The following is a 16229-nucleotide window of genomic DNA, read 5'->3' on the forward strand; positions in this document are numbered from 1 at the left end:
CATGCCCCGCACCCCCCTCACCACCTCGCTCGACGGCTACGAGGTCTGGTTCCTCACCGGGAGTCAGCATCTCTACGGTCCCGAGACGCTCGCGCAGGTCGCCGAGCAGTCTCAGGAGATCGCCCGCCTCCTCGACGAGGCGGGGGAGGTTCCGGTGAAGATCGTGTGGAAGCCGGTCCTCACCGATTCCGCCGCCATCAAGCGCACCGCTCTCGAGGCCAACGCCGACGAGAGGGTGATCGGACTGATCGCGTGGATGCACACGTTCAGCCCCGCGAAGATGTGGATCGCCGGTCTCGACGCGCTGCAGAAGCCGCTCGCCCACCTGCACACGCAGGCGAACGTCGAGCTGCCCTGGGCTGACATCGACTTCGACTTCATGAACCTGAACCAGGCGGCGCACGGCGACCGGGAGTTCGGCTACATCCAGACGCGTCTCGGCGTGCCGCGCAAGACCGTGGTCGGCCATGCGAGCGACCCTCGGGTGCGTCAGGAGATCGCCACCTGGCAGCGCGCGGCGGCCGGCCTCGCCGCCTCGCGTTCGCTCAAGCTCGCCCGCTTCGGCGACAACATGCGCTTCGTCGCCGTGACCGAGGGCGACAAGACCGAAGCCGAGCTGCGCTTCGGCGTACAGGTCAACACGTGGGGCGTGAACGACCTGGCGGATGCGGTCGCCGCGGCATCCGCGCCCGAGATCGACGCACTCGTGGCCGAGTACGAGGAGCTGTACGAGGTCGTGCCCGAACTGCGCCGCGGTGGCGAGCGCCACCAGTCGCTGCGCGACGGCGCCGCGATCGAGATCGGTCTGCGGTCGTTCCTCGAAGAGGGCGGCTTCGGCGCCTTCACCACCTCGTTCGAGGACCTCGGTGCGCTGACGCAGCTGCCCGGCCTCGCGGTGCAGCGTCTGATGGCCGAGGGCTACGGATTCGGTGCCGAGGGCGACTGGAAGACGGCGATCCTCGTGCGGATCGCCAACGTCATGGGGTCGGGCCTGCCCGGCGGGGCGAGCCTCATGGAGGACTACACCTACGACATGACGCCCGGTGACGAGCTGATCCTCGGCGCGCACATGCTCGAGGTCTCGCCGTCGCTCACGACCGCGAAGCCCACTCTCGAGATCCATCCGCTCGGCATCGGCGGCAAGGACGACCCGGTGCGCCTGGTCTTCACGGCAGACCCCGGGCCCGCGATCGTCGTCGCGCTCAGCGACATGCGCGACCGGTTCCGCCTCACCGCGAACGTCGTCGAGAACGTGCCGCCGCGTCAGTCGCTGCCCAAGCTCCCCGTCGGCCGTGCCGTCTGGAAGCCGCAGCCCGACTTCACCACGTCGGCCGCCGCCTGGCTGACCGCGGGTGCCGCGCACCACACCGTGATGTCGACGGCCGTCGGCCTGGAGGCGTTCCGCGACTTCGCCGAGATGGCCGAGGTCGAGCTGCTCGTGATCGACGACGACACCACGCTGCCCGAGTTCCAGAAGCAGGTGCGCTGGAACCAGGCGTACTACCGACTCGCGCAGGGGCTGTGATGACGCAGGGCGCCGCACCGGCCGTCGATGCCGTGGCCGCCGCACGTCTGCGCTCCGGCCGACAGCTGCGCATCGCGGCTCACGGGTACGAGGCGGTCATCGCGAGCGTCGGCGCCTCGCTGCGCGTGCTCACCCACGACGGGCGGGATCTGGTCGTGCCGTTCGACGCCGACGAGGTGCGCCCCGGATACCGCGGCACCACCCTCGCGCCGTGGCCGAACCGCATCGTCGACGGCCGCTACACGTTCGGCGGGGTCGAGCACCGGCTGGCCCTCACCGAGCCGACGCGGGGGCAGGCGCTGCACGGACTTCTGTCGTGGACCGAGTTCGAGGACCGTCTCGTGCTCGACGACCGCGTCGTGCTCGCCGCCGTCATCGAGCCGCAGACCGGGTACCCGTTCCGCGTCGAGGTCGAGACCGAGTACCGTCTCGACGCCGACGGGCTGCATCAGACGGTGACCGCGCACAACCTCGGGGCGGATGCCGCGCCATGGGGCACCGGACCGCATCCGTACCTCGTCGCAGGCCCCGGCCGGGTCGACGACTGGACGCTGACTCTGCCCGCATCCGACGTGCTCACGGTGACACCCGATCGGCTGAGTCCTGTCGCGGTGGAGGGCGTGACCGCGCATCCGCAGTGGGACTTCCGCGCCGCGCGCCCGGTCGCCGACGTCTTCATCGACCACGCCTTTACGGGTCTCGCCCGCGAGGGCGGAGTGGCCGAGGTGCGCCTGGTGACGGATGCCGGAACCGGCGTCGCGATGACGTTCGACGAGCGCTGCCCCTGGGTGCAGGTGCACACGGCCGACAATCCCGAGATCGCCGCGATCCACCGCATCGGCCTCGCGGTCGAGCCGATGACCTGTCCGCCGGACGCGTTCAACTCCGGGACCGACCTGGTGGTGCTCGAGCCCGGGGACCAGCACTCCGCATCCTGGCGGATCGCCGCGATCTGAGCCGGAGCGGCGGGCTCCGCGTCTCGCGCGGTGCGTTCCGGCTGCCGTCTCGCGCGGTGCCGGGCCAGTTCCGCATCCGGCGGTCGTGCGGGGTCAGTTCTGCATCCGGAGGTTGTGCGGGGTCAGTTGCGCATCCGGCGGTTGTGCGGGGTCAGTTCTGCATCCGTAACGTCGGATTCCGGTGCGCAAGTGGCCCCGCCTGGGGGAGAGGTGCGCAAGTGGCCCCGCCTGGGTGTGGCAGCGCGAGGCAGCGGATGCGGCGTGGGGCGACTGCGGTGCGTTCCGGGCGCAGTTGCGCCCTGCCGATGTCTGTGCGGGGTCAGTTCGGCATCCGCACGTTATGCGGGGTCAGTTCTCCATCCGAATCGTCCGATTCCGGTGCGCAAGTGACCCCGCCTGGCGGGGAGGTGCGCAAGTGGCCCCGCCTGGCGGGGAGGTGCGCAAGTGGCCCCGACTGGGTGCGGCAGCGCGAGGCGGCGGATGCGGCTGTGGCGGGTTCCGGCCGCAGTTGTGTGCCCGGCCGCTGCGCGGGGCCACTTGCGCATCCGGCGGTTACGCGGGGTCAGTTCTGCATCCGTAACGTCCGATTCCGGTGGGCAAGTGGCCCCGCCTGGGGGAGAGGTGCGCAAGTGGCCCCGACTGGGTGCGGCAGCGCGAGGCGGCGGATGCGGCTGTGGCGGGTTCCGGCCGCAGTTGTGTGCCCCGCCTGGGGGAGAGCTGCGCAAGTGGCCCCGCCTGGCGGGGAGGTGCGCAAGTGATCCCGTCTGGGAGGGCGCCAGCACGAGCCAGCACGCCGAGCCAGCACGCGGCAGCACGAGGCCGCGACGGATGCGTCGGCCGATGCGCGCGACGGTCTCGCGTCAGCGAGTGAGCCAGCGGCGCAGCGACCGCGTGACGAAGGGCAGCACCCAGTAGGCCATGATCGGCGTGAGCACCACGGTCGTCGCCAGCACCCGCAGCCAGATGGGCAGCTCGTTCCAGCCGGGAACCGGGCTCATCGCGTACGTGAAGGCCAGGTTGACGGGGAAGAAGCCGAGCCAGATCGAGATGGCCTGCTTCCACCTCGGCGGCGTGCTCACCATCGCGACCGTGGTCGTCGATCCGTCCGCGCGCGGCAGCGTGATCGTGTCGGTGGTCGGCTCGTCGAACCAGCCTTCGATGCCGGTGCGGCGCTTCACGCGCTCGCTGCGCACGAACTGGTCTCCGGTCGACTTCCACCACTCCCGCTCGCCCGACTGCTCCCACGCGATCAGCGACTTCTCGTCGGTGAAGCGGTAGAGCATGTGCCAGACGTGCGAGTCCTCGCCGTCGCGCACCCAGCCGGAGCCGAGGAATCCCGGGTACCGGTGGGCGAGATTCACGCCGGTCTGCACCCACGCGGTGGCGGCGGCCACGTGCTCGGGGTCGACCTCGCGGCGGATGGAGACGGTGATGGGTTCGCTGGACATGGTGGGTCCTCGGAGAGTGCGGTCGCCCGGGTCACGGACGCCTCGACGGTGGGGGTGTCGCGCCAGGGTGCGGGCGCAGGATCGATTGTATTTCGGATGCCGGGGTCGACGCCTCGTTTTCGCGGCGCGCGAAGACGGCATCCGCTCATCGGCCGCCCACCGCCCGCATCGGCCGCCCGCGACCCCGCCTCCCCGCGTCCCGCACCGGCCGCCCGCGTCCCGCTCCGGCCTCCCCGCGACCCGCACCCCGCGAGGGGAGAGAATGGGTCTCATGAGCACGCGCAGCGAAGCCGTTCTGATCGATGTCGTCCGCACCCCCGTCGGGCGGGGCAAGCCGGGCGGTGCCCTGTCGGGTGTGCATCCGGTCGATCTCGCGGCCGGAGCGCTCGCCGCGATCCTCGCGCGCAGCGGTCTCGAATCGCGGCAGATCGATGACGTGCTGCTCGGGTGCGTGAGCCAGGTCGGCGATCAGTCGTCGAACATCGCCAGGCAGGCCGTGCTCGCCGCCGGCTTCGACGAGGCGATCCCCGCGACGACGATCGACCGGCAGTGCGGGTCGAGCCAGCAGGCGGTGCACTTCGCCGCGCAGGGGATCATCGCCGGGGCCTACGACGCGGTGATCGTCGGCGGCGTCGAGTCGATGAGCAGGGTGCCGCTGGGGTCGTCCGCCGCGGGCGGTTCCCCGATGTCGCCTCGTCTGCGGGAACGCTACCCCGAGGGGCTCGTGAATCAGGGCGTCTCGGCCGAGCTGATCGCCGCCCGCTGGGGTCTCGACCGCGCGGCTCTCGACGCGTACGCGGCCGAGTCGCACCGTCGCGCCGCCGCCGCGTGGACCGAGGGGTTCTTCGACCGCACGGTCATCCCGGTCGCGGAGGCACCGGATGCCGTCGTCGACGAGACCGTCCGCGCGGGCACGACGGCCGCGGGGCTCGCCGGGCTTCCGGCGGCGTTCCGCACGGATGCGCTCGCGGCCCGCTTTCCCGAGGTGGACTGGCGGATCACCCCCGGGAACTCCTCGCCGCTCACCGACGGGGCGTCTGCCGCTCTGCTGATGAGCGCCGAGCGTGCCGACGCCCTGGGGCTCACGCCACGGGCGCGGTTCCACGCCTTCACGGTGGTCGGTGACGACCCGCTCATGATGCTCACCGGGCCGATCCCCGCGACACGGCGCATCCTGGAACGCACGGGGCTCTCGATCGACGACCTCGACGCGTACGAGGTCAACGAGGCCTTCGCGTCGGTGCCCCTCGCGTGGGCGGCGGAGGTGGGGGCGGATGCCGCGAAGCTCAACCCGCGCGGTGGCGCCATCGCGCTCGGGCATGCCCTCGGCTCGTCCGGCACCCGTCTGCTGGGCACGCTCATCGATCAGCTCGACGCCGTGGGCGGCCGGTTCGGTCTGCAGACCATGTGCGAGGGCGGCGGCATGGCGAACGCGACGATCATCGAGCGCCTGTAGTCCGCGGCCCCCGCAGAGCAGAGAAGACCCCCGCCGACCCGATTCGGCGGGGGTCTTTCGCGGTGTGATCACCGCGACGGGAGCAGATGCTCGCCGTGTCGCGCGGATGACGTGACTACCCGATCCGGTCTGAGTCTGTGTCCGCGCATGTGAAGTTGTAGTCGGGCGACGTGTCCACGGGGTGAACGGCCGGGGAACGCGAGGCGTCAGCGGCCTCGCCGAGTGTCGCCGACGGCGCCCGTGTCGATGAACGCCCATCCGAAGGCGTCGAGCTCGCGGCGCGGTTCGGTCGATCCGCTGAGCAGATCGACGCCCTCGACGTCCACGGCGTACGGCCGGGTGCTGTGGTTGATGACGGTGAGGATGCTGCCGCGGCGGGCGACCTCCACGTGCTCCGGCAGTCCCTCGATCTCGGGGGCGACGCCCGCCTCCGCCGCGAGCCAGCCGAGCACGGCCGCCATGCCGTCGTCGTCGGGGATGGTCGCGAGGTAGTACCCGCGGCCCGTCCCGGACGTGTGGCGGGTGAGTGCGGCGCGCCCGGTGGTGCGGCCCTCGGTGAAGCGGCCGAGCACCTCGGCATCCTGCACCAGCAGCTCCTCGGCGAAGTACTGCCCGACGATGCGTCCTGCAGGGCTGTCGAGCGGCGCCTCGGACTGTCCGGGGCCGCCGACGGATGCGTGGCTGGCGACCTCTCCTGCCGAGTCCGCACCGCGCACCGACGCGGGCGGCACGAGCGCCCCGAAGTCCTCGAGCGCGACGCCGAGCACATCGCGCAGGCTCACGAGGAACCCGCCGTCGCGGAACGCGTCGTCCTGGTCGACGACGTCGCTGAACGCCGAGACGAACAGGTGGCCGCCCTGTTCGACGTAGCTCGAGAGGTTCGCGGCCCCCTCGTCGCCGAGCAGGTACTGCTGCGGCGCGACGACGAGCGAGTAGGCGCTCAGATCGGACGTCGTGTTCACGATGTCGACCGAGAGGTTCTGGCGGTGGAGTGCCGCGTGCCACCGGTGGGACAGCGTGAGGTAGTCGAGCACGATCGGGTGGTCCCGGCCGTCGATCGCCCACCAGTTCTCCCAGTCGAAGACGAGGGCGATCTTCGCTCCCGAGGTGACGTCGGGCAGATCAGGGAGCTGTGCGAGCTGGGCGCCGAGAGCCGTGACCTCCCGCCAGGTCCGGGTCTCGCGCCCGGCCTGGGGCAGCATCGCGGAGTGGAACTTCTCGCTGCCGCGGCGGGACTGCCGCCACTGGAAGAACATGATGGCGTCGGCGCCGCGGCCCACGGCCTGGGCGCTGATGGCGGCCATCTGCCCCGGTGCCTTCGGCGCGTTCGTCGGGCGCCAGTTCAGGGCGTTCGTGGACTGCTCGGTGAGCAGCCACGGCACCCCGGGCTTCAGCCCGCGCATCAGCTCGCGGGCGAACGCCGCGCCCCGGAACGATTCGGGGTCGTTGGGGTCGGGGTAGTTGTCGTCGCAGATGACGTCGACCTCCGCCGCCCACTTCCAGTAGTCGGCCGGGGGGAACGCGCCCATGAAGTTGGTGGTGATCGGCTGCGTGGCGCCTGCCGCGCGGATGATGTCGCGCTCCATCACGTACAGCTCGAGGAGGGTGTCGGAGGTGAAGCGCTTGAAGTCCAGCACGCTGGTCGGGTTGATGCTGTACGGCGCTTTGCGTGGCGGCACGATCTCGTCGAACGCCGTGTAGCGCTGCGACCAGAAGTCGGTTCCCCAGGCGTGGTTCAGCGCGTCGATGGTCTCGTACTTGCGGCGCAGCCACGTGCGGAAGTGGTCACGCGCCGCGTCGGAGTAGTCGTAGTGCAGGTGGCATCCGTACTCGTTGTTGACATGCCAGAGCGTGACGCCCGGATGCTGCGCATAGCGCTCGGCGAGGGCGGTGACGAGCTCGGCGGCGAGGCGGCGGTAGATCGGCGACGACGGGGCGAAGGCCTGCCGGCTGCCCGGCCAGAAGGTCGAGCCGTCGGCATCCTGCGGCAGCATCTCCGGGTAGGCGGCCGAGGCCCAGGGGGGAGGGGATGCGGTCGCCGTGGCGAGGTCGACCTCGATGCCGCCCTCGTGCAGCAGCTCGATGATCTCGTCGAGCCAGTCCCAGTCGAACTCGCCCTCGGCCGGCTGGATGCGCGACCAGGCGAAGATCCCCAGACTCACGAGGGTGACGCCTGCCTCGCGCATGAGTCTGACGTCCTCGGGCCACACCTCTCGTGGCCACTGCTCGGGGTTGTAGTCGGCGCCGTAATGCATGGATCTCCCGGGGTAGGTCGTCGTTGATCTGCGCTCCCAGCCTATCGGGAAGCGCTTTCCAAGCGCACCCCCAGGGACCATGAGGGTGCCGGACGAAATATAGATGGACACCCTAGTAAATATCCGGAGGGCGAACTATCATCGTCATAGTGCCAACGACGGCGCGAAGGGACATCGCACAATGACTCGCACCATTCCCCATCTCGTAGGCGGATCGCACCTCACCCCCGAGGGAGGTCGTTTCGCCGATGTGTTCGACCCGAGTACCGGATCCGTGCAGGCGCGCGTTCCCCTCGCGTCCGCCGACGAGGTCCGCGACGTGATCGCCGACGCCGAGGCCGCGCAGGTCGCGTGGGCGGCGACCAACCCCCAGAAGCGCGCGAGGGTGCTGCTGCGGTTCCTCGACCTGGCGCAGCGCGAGATGCAGTCGCTGGCCGAGCTGCTCGCGAGCGAGCACGGCAAGACGGTCGACGACGCGAAGGGAGACATCCAGCGCGGACTCGAGGTCATCGAGTTCTCCGCCGGTGCCCCGCATCTGCTCAAGGGCGAGTACTCCACCGGTGCCGGCGCCGGCATCGACGTCTACTCCATGCGCCAGCCGCTGGGAGTCGTCGCGGCGATCACCCCGTTCAACTTCCCCGCCATGATCCCGCTGTGGAAGGCGGGCCCCGCCCTCGCCGCCGGCAACGCCGTCGTGCTCAAGCCCAGCGAGCGCGACCCCTCGGTGCCGGTGCGCCTCGCCGAGCTGTTCCTCGAAGCGGGCCTGCCCGCGGGCGTCCTCAACGTCGTGCACGGCGACAAGGAGGCCGTCGACACCCTGCTCACCGACGACCGCATCCGCGCCGTCGGATTCGTCGGCTCGACGCCGATCGCCGAGTACATCTACTCGACGGCCGCCGCCCACGGCAAGCGCGCGCAGTGCTTCGGCGGCGCGAAGAACCACATGATCGTGATGCCCGACGCCGACCTCGACCAGGCCGTCGACGCGCTGATCGGCTCGGGGTACGGGTCGGCGGGGGAGCGCTGCATGGCGATCTCGGTCGCGGTCCCGGTGGGGCGGGAGACGGCGGATGCTCTCGCCGCGAAGCTCACCGAGCGGGTGGCGCAGCTGCGGATCGGGCCCTCTCTCGCGCCCGACGTCGACTACGGGCCCCTCGTCACACGCGCTGCGGTCGAGCGGGTCGTCGGGTATATCCAGCAGGGTGTCGATGAGGGGGCCACCCTGCTCGCCGACGGGCGCGGCTTCACGGTCGAGGGCCACGAAGAGGGTTTCTACCTCGGGCCGACCCTCTTCGATCACGTCACGACCGACATGGCGATCTACCGCGAGGAGATCTTCGGTCCGGTGCTCGTGATCGCCCGTGCCGCCGACTACGAGGAGGCGCTGCGCATGGCCTCGGAGCACGAGTACGGCAACGGCGTCGCGATCTTCACCCGCGACGGCGACGCCGCGCGCGACTTCGCCGCCCGTGTCGAGGTCGGCATGGTCGGCGTCAACGTGCCGATCCCCGTGCCGATCGCGTATTACACGTTCGGCGGGTGGAAGCGCAGCGGATTCGGCGACCTGAACCAGCACGGCGCCGACGCGTTCCGCTTCTACACGAAGACCAAGACGGTCACGAGTCGCTGGCCGTCGGCGGGGATCCGCGACGGCGCCAGCTTCGTGATCCCCACCATGCACTGATCCCGCGACACCTCCCGCAAGGAACCACGATGACAATGACCACCGTCACCACCACCGCCGAAGAGCGCGAGGCCATCCTCGACGCCGTCCGGGAGTTCGCCGACACCGAGCTCGCCCCCTTCGCCGCCGAGCGCGACGAGAAGCACATCTTCCCCCGCGAGTCGCTGGGCAAGGCCGGCGAGCTCGGACTCGGCGGCATCTACGTGCGCGAGGACTTCGGGGGCACGGGCCTCAGCCGCTCCGACACGGTCGCGATCTTCGAAGAGCTCGCCAAGGGCGATCCCGCGGTCGCCGCGTACATCTCGATCCACAACATGGTGGTCTGGATGATCGACACCTACGGCGACGACGCGCAGCGCGGCGAGTGGCTGCCGACGCTCACCGCGATGGAGGAGTTCGGCGGCTACTGCCTCACCGAGCCGGGCGCGGGGTCGGATGCCGCGAACATTGCCACGAGCGCGGTCCGCGACGGCGACGACTTCGTGCTCACCGGCGTCAAGCAGTTCATCTCGGGCGCAGGCGAAGCCGCCGTCTACGTGGTGATGGCCCGCACCGGCGAGCCGGGAGCACGCGGAATCAGCGCCTTCCTCGTCCCGGGCGACGCCGAGGGACTGAGCTTCGGCGCTCCCGAGAAGAAGATGGGCTGGCACGCCCAGCCGACCCGTCAGGTCATCCTCGACGGCGTCCGCCTCCCTGCATCCGGAGTGCTGGGCGACGAGGGGCGCGGCTTCGCGATCGCGATGTCGGCGCTCAACGGCGGCCGGCTCAACATCGCCGCCTGTTCGCTCGGCGGAGCCCAGTGGGCGCTCGACCGGGCCGTGCAGTACGTGCACGAGCGGGTCGCGTTCGGCGAGCCCCTGGCTGAGAAGCAGTCGATCCTCTTCGCGATCGCCGACATGCGCACCGATCTGCAGGCCGCGCGTCTCATGGTCCGCGACGGCGCGCTGGCTGTCGACGAGCAGGCGCCGGATGCGACGATGCGCTGCGCCATGGCCAAGCGCTTCGCGACGGATGCGGGCTTCGACGTCGCGAACCGGGCGCTGCAGCTGCACGGCGGATACGGATACCTGCAGGACTACGGCATCGAGAGGGTCGTCCGCGATCTGCGGGTGCACCAGATCCTCGAGGGCACCAACGAGATCATGCGCCTGATCGTCGGCCGCGAGATGCTGAGGCCCGCAGGCTCCGTGTCGATGCGGAGCGCCTCATGACCGGGTCGCCGAGCAGAGTCGCGTTCCTCGGCCTCGGCCATATGGGTCTGCCGATGGCGAAGAACCTGGTCGCGGCAGGCCATGAGGTGCACGGCTTCGATCTCGTGCCGGCGGCGATCGAGGCGGCCGAGGCCGCCGGCATCCCGATCGCGGCGAGCGGGGCGGATGCCGTCGCCGACGCCGATGTCGTCATCACGATGTTCCCCGCCGGCCGCCACGTGATCGACGCGTATCGCACGGAGCTGCTGGCCGCCGCGCGTCCCGACACGCTGTTCATCGAGTCGTCGACGATCGCGGTCGACGAGGCCCGTGCCGCGCACGCCCTCGCGCTCGCCGCGGGGCACCGCAACATCGATGCTCCCGTCTCGGGTGGCGTCGTCGGGGCCGAGAACGGGACCCTAGCGTTCATGGTCGGCGGCTCCGACGAGGACGTCGCCGCTGCGATGCCGCTGCTCGAGGTCATGGGAAAACGCATCGTGCACTGCGGCGGACCCGGGCTCGGTCAGGCCGCGAAGGTCTGCAACAACATGGTGCTCGCGGTGTCGCAGATCGCCGTCGCCGAGGCGTTCGTACTGGGAGAGCGGCTCGGGCTCGAGCACCAGGCGCTGTTCGACGTCGTCTCGCAGGCATCCGGACAGTGCTGGTCGATCACGACGAACTGCCCGGTGCCGGGGCCGGTGCCGGCGAGCCCGGCCAATCGCGACTACCGGCCGGGCTTCGCCGGAGCATTGATGGCGAAGGATCTGGGACTCGCGCTGCAGGCGATCGATCAGACCGGGACCGATGCCCGCATGGGGCGGCTGGCGCAGCAGCTGTATGCGGCGTTCGCCGCGGGCGAGGGGGCGACGCGCGACTTCTCGGGCATCATCACCGACATCCGCGACGGCGCCGTGTGACTCGTGAACCGGCATGCGCGTTTCGTCTCGCTGCGCTCGCTCAACGGGCGGAGGTCTGCCCGGTCGGCTCAACGGGCGGAGGTCTGCCCGTGTGTTGCGCGGGGCAGGGGAGCGCCTGGGACGCGCGCGTTTCGTCTCGCTTCGCTCGCTCGACGGGCGGAGGTCTCCCCGGCCGTTGCGCGGGGCCGGGGAGCGCCCCACACCCGCCCGTTGAGCGAGGCCGGGGAGCGCCCCACACCCGCCCGTTGCGCGAGGCCGCGAAGCGCCCGAGACGAAACGCGACGATCACCCCGCGACATACTGAGATGACCACGACGGAGAGGGCTTCACGATGACCGAGTACGAGACGATCCTGGTCGAGCAGCGCGGACGAGTCGGGTGGATCACCCTCGACCGACCCGAGGCTCTGAACGCACTGAACAGCCGGCTCGCCGAAGAGGTCACCGCTGCCGCCGTCGCCTTCGATCTGGACGACGGCGTCGGCGCGATCGTCGTCACGGGATCCGAGAAGGCGTTCGCCGCCGGGGCCGACATCAAGGAGATGGAGGGCATGTCCGCCGCCGGGATGCTCGAGACCGACCACTTCGGGGTCTGGCGTGACTTCGCCGCTGTGCGCACGCCCGTGATCGCCGCCGTCTCGGGCTTCGCCCTCGGGGGAGGATGCGAGCTCGCGATGATGTGCGACATCATCCTCGCCGCCGACACGGCGAAGTTCGGCCAGCCGGAGATCAACCTCGGCGTGATCCCGGGCATGGGCGGCACGCAGCGACTGATCCGCGCCGTCGGGTACTACAAGGCCGCCGAGCTCGTGCTGTCCGGTCGCTTCATGGGCGCCGAGGAGGCCGAGCGCGCAGGGCTCGTGTCGCGCGTCGTGCCGGCATCCGACCTGCAGGATGAAGCCACCACGCTCGCCGAGACGATCGCGTCGAAGTCTCTGCCGTCGGTGTTCGCCGCGAAGGCCGCGCTCGATGCCGCGATGGAGACGACTCTCGCCGAGGGGCTCGCTCACGAGAAGAGCGCGTTCGCCGCGCTGTTCGACACCGAAGACCAGAAGGAGGGCATGTCGGCCTTCCGGGAGAAGCGTGCTCCGGACTTCCGGAACCGCTGAGCGCGCCCGGTCGGGGTTCACGATTCAGCACAGAAGCCGCGGAATGCCTACCTCGACACCGATCCGGCACTCGGAGCACCCGCTCATGCTGAATCGTGAACGGCGCACGCCCGAGACCTCAGCCGCGGAGCGCGTCGACGATCTTCTCGACGCGGCGCTCCCGGGTCGTGTCCTGCTTCGCCTCGGCGACCGAGCGCGCGTGCTCTTTGCGCGCCGAGTACGACAGCGCGTCGAAGGCGGTGCGCAGCGCGGCATCCGTGTCGAGCGCCGCCGCGAGGGCGGGCGGGATCTCGACCTCGCGTTCGGCGGAGTCCACGCGGATGACCGCATCGACGTCCTGGCCGATCTCGACCCCGAACTCGGTGCGCACGGCCTTGCTGAAGCCGATCATGTTCTGCCCACCCATGCGCGCGACCCGCAGCCGACCGGAGTGGCCGCCGATCGTGACGACGACGGGGAACGCCTTTCCGGCGCCGAGCTCGGCGACCTGCTCGTCGGTGAGGATGATCGCGGCGGCGGGGCCGCGCCCTTCGAGGGTGGTGTGCAGGCGCAGTTCACTCATGCGGGCAGTGTACGCCCGCGCTCCTCGGCCTCGGAGGCCAGGTGGTCGTTGCGCTCCTCGATCAGCCTCCGCATGTACTCGCGCAGGAACACGCGGTCGACGAGGCGCCCGATCGGACCGAGAGGCGAGTGGAAGATCACGGTGTCGCGCAGCAACGTCCCGGTGGGATGCTCCTCGAACGCGTGCACGTGCAGGAACGCCCCGAAGGGACCGGAGAGCTGCCGATCGCGGAACCCGCTCGGGGCGTCGACGTCGTACACCATCGTCCGCAGCCGGAACGGGATGCCGAAATGCCGCGCCCGCCAGGTCACGGTCGATCCCTCCGTGAACACGCCGCCGTCGGGCGCCTCGAGCATCGTCTCGCCGTATCGGGCCATCGATCGCAGGTGCAGTCCGGGGTCGAGCGCGAGCGCGAACACCGTCTGCCTCGGCGCGGCGATGACCTTCTCGAGCGCGAACTCGGCCACGTCAGAGCGGATCGGGTTGGGGCTTGGGGTCGGTGAAGTCGCCCGCGGCCTTGCGCATCCGCGCGACGATCGCGACGAGCTCGGCGGCATCCGCGCTGGTCATACCGGGGTCGGCGAAGACCTCGGCGTTGAGGGCGTGCGTCGCGCGGTCGACGAGCTCGCGACCCGACGGGGTGAGGGCGAGCAGCGCGGCGCGACCGTCGTGCGGGTGCGGTTCGCGCACGATGAGTCCGTCGCGCACCAGCCGTTCCGCGGTGCTCGTGACGGTCGTCGCGTGCACCTGCAGTCGGGCGACGACGCTCGACAGGGGCAGACGGCCCGACCGGCTGAAGGCCAGCAGCCGCAGCATCTCGTACCGGGCGAAGCTGAGTGCGAAGGGCTTCAGCGCCGCATCCACTCGCGCGAGCAGCAGCTGCTGAGCCCGCATGACCGAGGTGACGACGGTCATACCCTCGGCGGCATCGGACCAGCCGTGCGCGAGCCACTGCCGCTTCGCCTCGGCGAGCGGATCGACGGGCAGCGGACGCGGTCGGTTCACGGTTCTACGGTAGGGCATCGGGACGCCGTGGCAGCGACCGGCCGTCGGACCGCGCGAGGCTGGACCTCAGTCGCTCAGCGGCTGGGACTCAGTATCAAGGGACTAGAATCAAGGCAGTCGTGAGGAGCAATCGATGAAGATCTTCGTCCTGGTCAAAGAGGTGCCTGACACCTATGGCGATCGCAAGCTGGATCTCGAGACCGGCCTCGCCGACCGCGGTGCCGGTGACCTGGTGCTCGATGAGATCACCGAGCGCGCGCTCGAGGTCGCGCTGAGTCATGCCGACAAGAACGAGGGCACCGAGGTGGTCGCGCTCGCGATGGCTCCGGCCGGGTCGACGGCGTCGGTGCGGCGGGCGCTCGCGATCGGAGCAGGGTCGGCCGTGCACATCGCCGACGAGCAGCTCGCGGGCGCCGATCTCGGCCTCACCGCCGAGACGCTGGCGGCCGCGATCCGCCGCGCCGAGCCCGACCTCGTGATCACCGGCAACCTCTCGACCGACGGCTCGGGCGGCGTGATGGCGGCGATGCTCGCCGAGCATCTCGGCTGGTCGCAGGCGACGGCGCTCACGAGCGTCGAGATCACGGCCGACGCGGTCACGGGCATGCGAGGGGCGGATGCCGGCGGCCAGTCGATCTCCGCATCGCTGCCGGCCGTGATCTCGATCACCGAGGCGCTGCCCGATGCGCGCTTCCCGAACTTCAAGGGAATCATGGCGGCGAAGAAGAAGCCGCTCGAGGTGCTCACCCTCGACGACCTCGGGGTCTCGGCGGATCCCGTCGCGGCACCGCGAACGATCATGACCACGGTGGCCGAGAAGCCCCCTCGCGCGGCCGGCGTCAAGATCGTCGACGAGGGCGACGCCGCCGACAAGCTCGTCGAGTACCTCGTGCAGAACAGGCTGGTGTGACATGTCGTATCCCGAGCACCCCATCCTCGTCGTGGTCGATCTCGACCCGGCCGGCGAACCCGCGAGCAGCACGGCGGCCCTGATCGGCGCCGCCTCGACCGTCGGAGCACCCGTCGCCCTCGTGGTCGGCGGGTCCGAGCAAGCGGCGTCGAAGGTCGCCGCCCTCGGCGCCTCGGTCGTGCTCACCGCCGCCGCCGACGCGACCGTCCTCACGGTGCCGGTCGTCGATGCGCTGCAGGCGGCCTTCGCCCAGGTGAATCCCGACGCCGTGCTGGTCTCGAACTCGATCGCCGGGCGCGACATCGCCGGACGTTTCGCCGTGCGCGCGCGGCTGGCGCTCTCGGTCGACGCGGTCGGCGTCTCCCGTGACGACGAGGGGGTGCTCGCCCACCACTCCGTGTACGGCGGGGCGTACCTCACCGACTCGGCGCCCACGTTCGGTGCGCCGGTGATCACGGTGCGCCAGGGCGCGGTCGAGGCCCGCGCCGAGGCTGTGTCCTCGCCGACCGTCGAGGCGCTGAACGTCGAGGCATCCGGTGCGCCGAGCGCGACGGTCGGCGCGGTCGAGGCCGTCGAGGCGACGTCGTCTCGGCCCGAGCTCCGCGGTGCGACGCGCGTGGTCTCGGGCGGACGCGGACTCGCCTCGAAGGAGAAGTTCGTGCTGGTCGAGGAGCTGGCGGATGCTCTGGGGGCCGCCGTCGGCGCCTCCCGCGCCGCGGTCGACGCCGGCTACATCCCCCAGTCGCATCAGGTCGGCCAGACCGGAGTCTCGGTGTCGCCGCAGCTGTACGTCGCGCTGGGCATCTCCGGCGCGATCCAGCACCGGGCGGGCATGCAGACCGCGAAGAACATCGTGGCGATCAACAAGGACGCGGAGGCGCCGATCTTCGACGTCGCGGACTTCGGCGTCGTCGGCGATCTGTTCACCGTCGTCCCGAAGGTGATCGCCGCACTCGAGGCGCGGAACAAGTAGTCATGGCGACGCGGATGCTGAGGCGCGGGCTGCCCCGCGTGCGCGGCGGCGAGCCCTGGCCCCCCGGCGACATCGCGGCGCATGCTGCCGTGTCGGACCCTGCCGTGCCGGACCCTGCCGTGCCGGACCCTGTCGTGTCGGCCCCTGCCGTGCCTTGCACTTCGGGGGGCGAGACGCCCCCCGCCGCCTCGGATGGCGCGCAGGATCCTTCATATTGGGAGTCTGACCCCCATTTGAAAA

The 16229-nt window shown here is 70.7% G+C and carries 14 protein-coding genes; 9 read left to right on the plus strand and 5 right to left on the minus strand.

All coding sequences use genetic code 11. From position 1 onward, the window contains the following. The first annotated feature begins 1 nt into the window (after position 1). Both araA and ABTZ43_RS11125 read left to right on the plus strand, forming a co-directional pair. Positions 2 to 1525 (plus strand): L-arabinose isomerase, encoded by a 1524-nt coding sequence (araA, locus tag ABTZ43_RS11120; protein ID WP_350538835.1) that lies wholly within the window; start codon positions 2 to 4, stop codon positions 1523 to 1525. Beyond that, positions 1525 to 2481 carry an aldose 1-epimerase family protein gene (locus tag ABTZ43_RS11125; RefSeq protein ID WP_350538836.1) on the plus strand — a complete coding sequence of 319 codons (957 nt, stop codon included), beginning with the start codon at positions 1525 to 1527 and terminating at the stop codon, positions 2479 to 2481. Before araA ends, ABTZ43_RS11125 begins: the two co-directional genes overlap by 1 nt. An 860-nt stretch (positions 2482 to 3341) precedes the next feature. On the opposite strand, the gene ABTZ43_RS11130 is transcribed toward ABTZ43_RS11125, so the two are convergent. Next, on the minus strand, positions 3342 to 3929 hold the full coding sequence (locus tag ABTZ43_RS11130) for an antibiotic biosynthesis monooxygenase (protein ID WP_253384478.1): 588 nt from the start codon (positions 3927 to 3929) through the stop codon (positions 3342 to 3344). Positions 3930 to 4200: 271 nt separating this feature from the next. On the opposite strand from ABTZ43_RS11130, the gene ABTZ43_RS11135 reads away from it, so the two are divergent. Next, the gene (locus ABTZ43_RS11135) at positions 4201 to 5385 is read left to right on the plus strand and encodes a thiolase family protein (RefSeq protein ID WP_350538837.1); all 1185 of its coding nucleotides are present in this window, start codon (positions 4201 to 4203) and stop codon (positions 5383 to 5385) included. Between the two features lie 206 nt (positions 5386 to 5591). Here ABTZ43_RS11135 and ABTZ43_RS11140 read toward each other — a convergent pair whose 3' ends face one another. Next, on the minus strand, positions 5592 to 7640 hold the full coding sequence (locus ABTZ43_RS11140; RefSeq protein ID WP_350538838.1) for a beta-galactosidase: 2049 nt from the start codon (positions 7638 to 7640) through the stop codon (positions 5592 to 5594). Positions 7641 to 7821: 181 nt separating this feature from the next. On the opposite strand from ABTZ43_RS11140, the gene ABTZ43_RS11145 reads away from it, so the two are divergent. The 4 genes from ABTZ43_RS11145 to ABTZ43_RS11160 all read left to right on the plus strand — a co-directional run bounded on the left by ABTZ43_RS11145 (position 7822) and on the right by ABTZ43_RS11160 (position 12539). Further along, the gene (locus ABTZ43_RS11145) at positions 7822 to 9324 is read left to right on the plus strand and encodes a CoA-acylating methylmalonate-semialdehyde dehydrogenase (protein ID WP_350538839.1); all 1503 of its coding nucleotides are present in this window, start codon (positions 7822 to 7824) and stop codon (positions 9322 to 9324) included. Between the two features lie 29 nt (positions 9325 to 9353). Next, entirely contained in the window at positions 9354 to 10535 is a 1182-nt protein-coding gene (locus ABTZ43_RS11150) for an acyl-CoA dehydrogenase family protein (RefSeq protein ID WP_350538840.1), read from the plus strand. After that, positions 10532 to 11431: a 3-hydroxyisobutyrate dehydrogenase gene (gene mmsB / locus ABTZ43_RS11155; RefSeq protein ID WP_350538841.1), complete on the plus strand. Its 900-nt coding sequence runs from the start codon at positions 10532 to 10534 to the stop codon at positions 11429 to 11431. The genes ABTZ43_RS11150 and mmsB overlap by 4 nt, the downstream gene beginning before the upstream one ends. A gap of 331 nt (positions 11432 to 11762) precedes the next feature. Next, the gene (locus ABTZ43_RS11160) at positions 11763 to 12539 is read left to right on the plus strand and encodes an enoyl-CoA hydratase-related protein (protein ID WP_350538842.1); all 777 of its coding nucleotides are present in this window, start codon (positions 11763 to 11765) and stop codon (positions 12537 to 12539) included. Positions 12540 to 12657: 118 nt separating this feature from the next. On the opposite strand, the gene ABTZ43_RS11165 is transcribed toward ABTZ43_RS11160, so the two are convergent. Genes ABTZ43_RS11165 through ABTZ43_RS11175 form a run of 3 tightly spaced genes read right to left on the minus strand, consistent with a single transcriptional unit; the run spans position 12658 to position 14106 of the window. Next, positions 12658 to 13101: a YdeI/OmpD-associated family protein gene (locus ABTZ43_RS11165; protein ID WP_350538843.1), complete on the minus strand. Its 444-nt coding sequence runs from the start codon at positions 13099 to 13101 to the stop codon at positions 12658 to 12660. Continuing rightward, positions 13098 to 13568 carry an SRPBCC family protein gene (locus ABTZ43_RS11170; protein ID WP_350538844.1) on the minus strand — a complete coding sequence of 157 codons (471 nt, stop codon included), beginning with the start codon at positions 13566 to 13568 and terminating at the stop codon, positions 13098 to 13100. Before ABTZ43_RS11170 ends, ABTZ43_RS11165 begins: the two co-directional genes overlap by 4 nt. Before the next feature lies 1 nt (position 13569). Further along, positions 13570 to 14106: a MarR family winged helix-turn-helix transcriptional regulator gene (locus ABTZ43_RS11175; protein WP_350538845.1), complete on the minus strand. Its 537-nt coding sequence runs from the start codon at positions 14104 to 14106 to the stop codon at positions 13570 to 13572. 133 nt (positions 14107 to 14239) lie between these two features. Here ABTZ43_RS11175 and ABTZ43_RS11180 point away from each other — a divergent pair, with 133 nt between their 5' ends. After that, entirely contained in the window at positions 14240 to 15016 is a 777-nt protein-coding gene (locus tag ABTZ43_RS11180) for an electron transfer flavoprotein subunit beta/FixA family protein (protein WP_350538846.1), read from the plus strand. A gap of 1 nt (position 15017) precedes the next feature. Further along, a complete protein-coding gene (locus ABTZ43_RS11185; RefSeq protein ID WP_350538847.1) occupies positions 15018 to 15989 on the plus strand; it encodes an electron transfer flavoprotein subunit alpha/FixB family protein in 972 nt (323 codons plus the stop codon). The last annotated feature ends 240 nt before the right edge of the window (positions 15990 to 16229 follow it).

The sequence above is a fragment of the Microbacterium sp. NPDC097977 genome, from assembly GCF_040302605.1.
Taxonomy (GTDB): Bacteria; Actinomycetota; Actinomycetes; order Actinomycetales; family Microbacteriaceae; genus Microbacterium.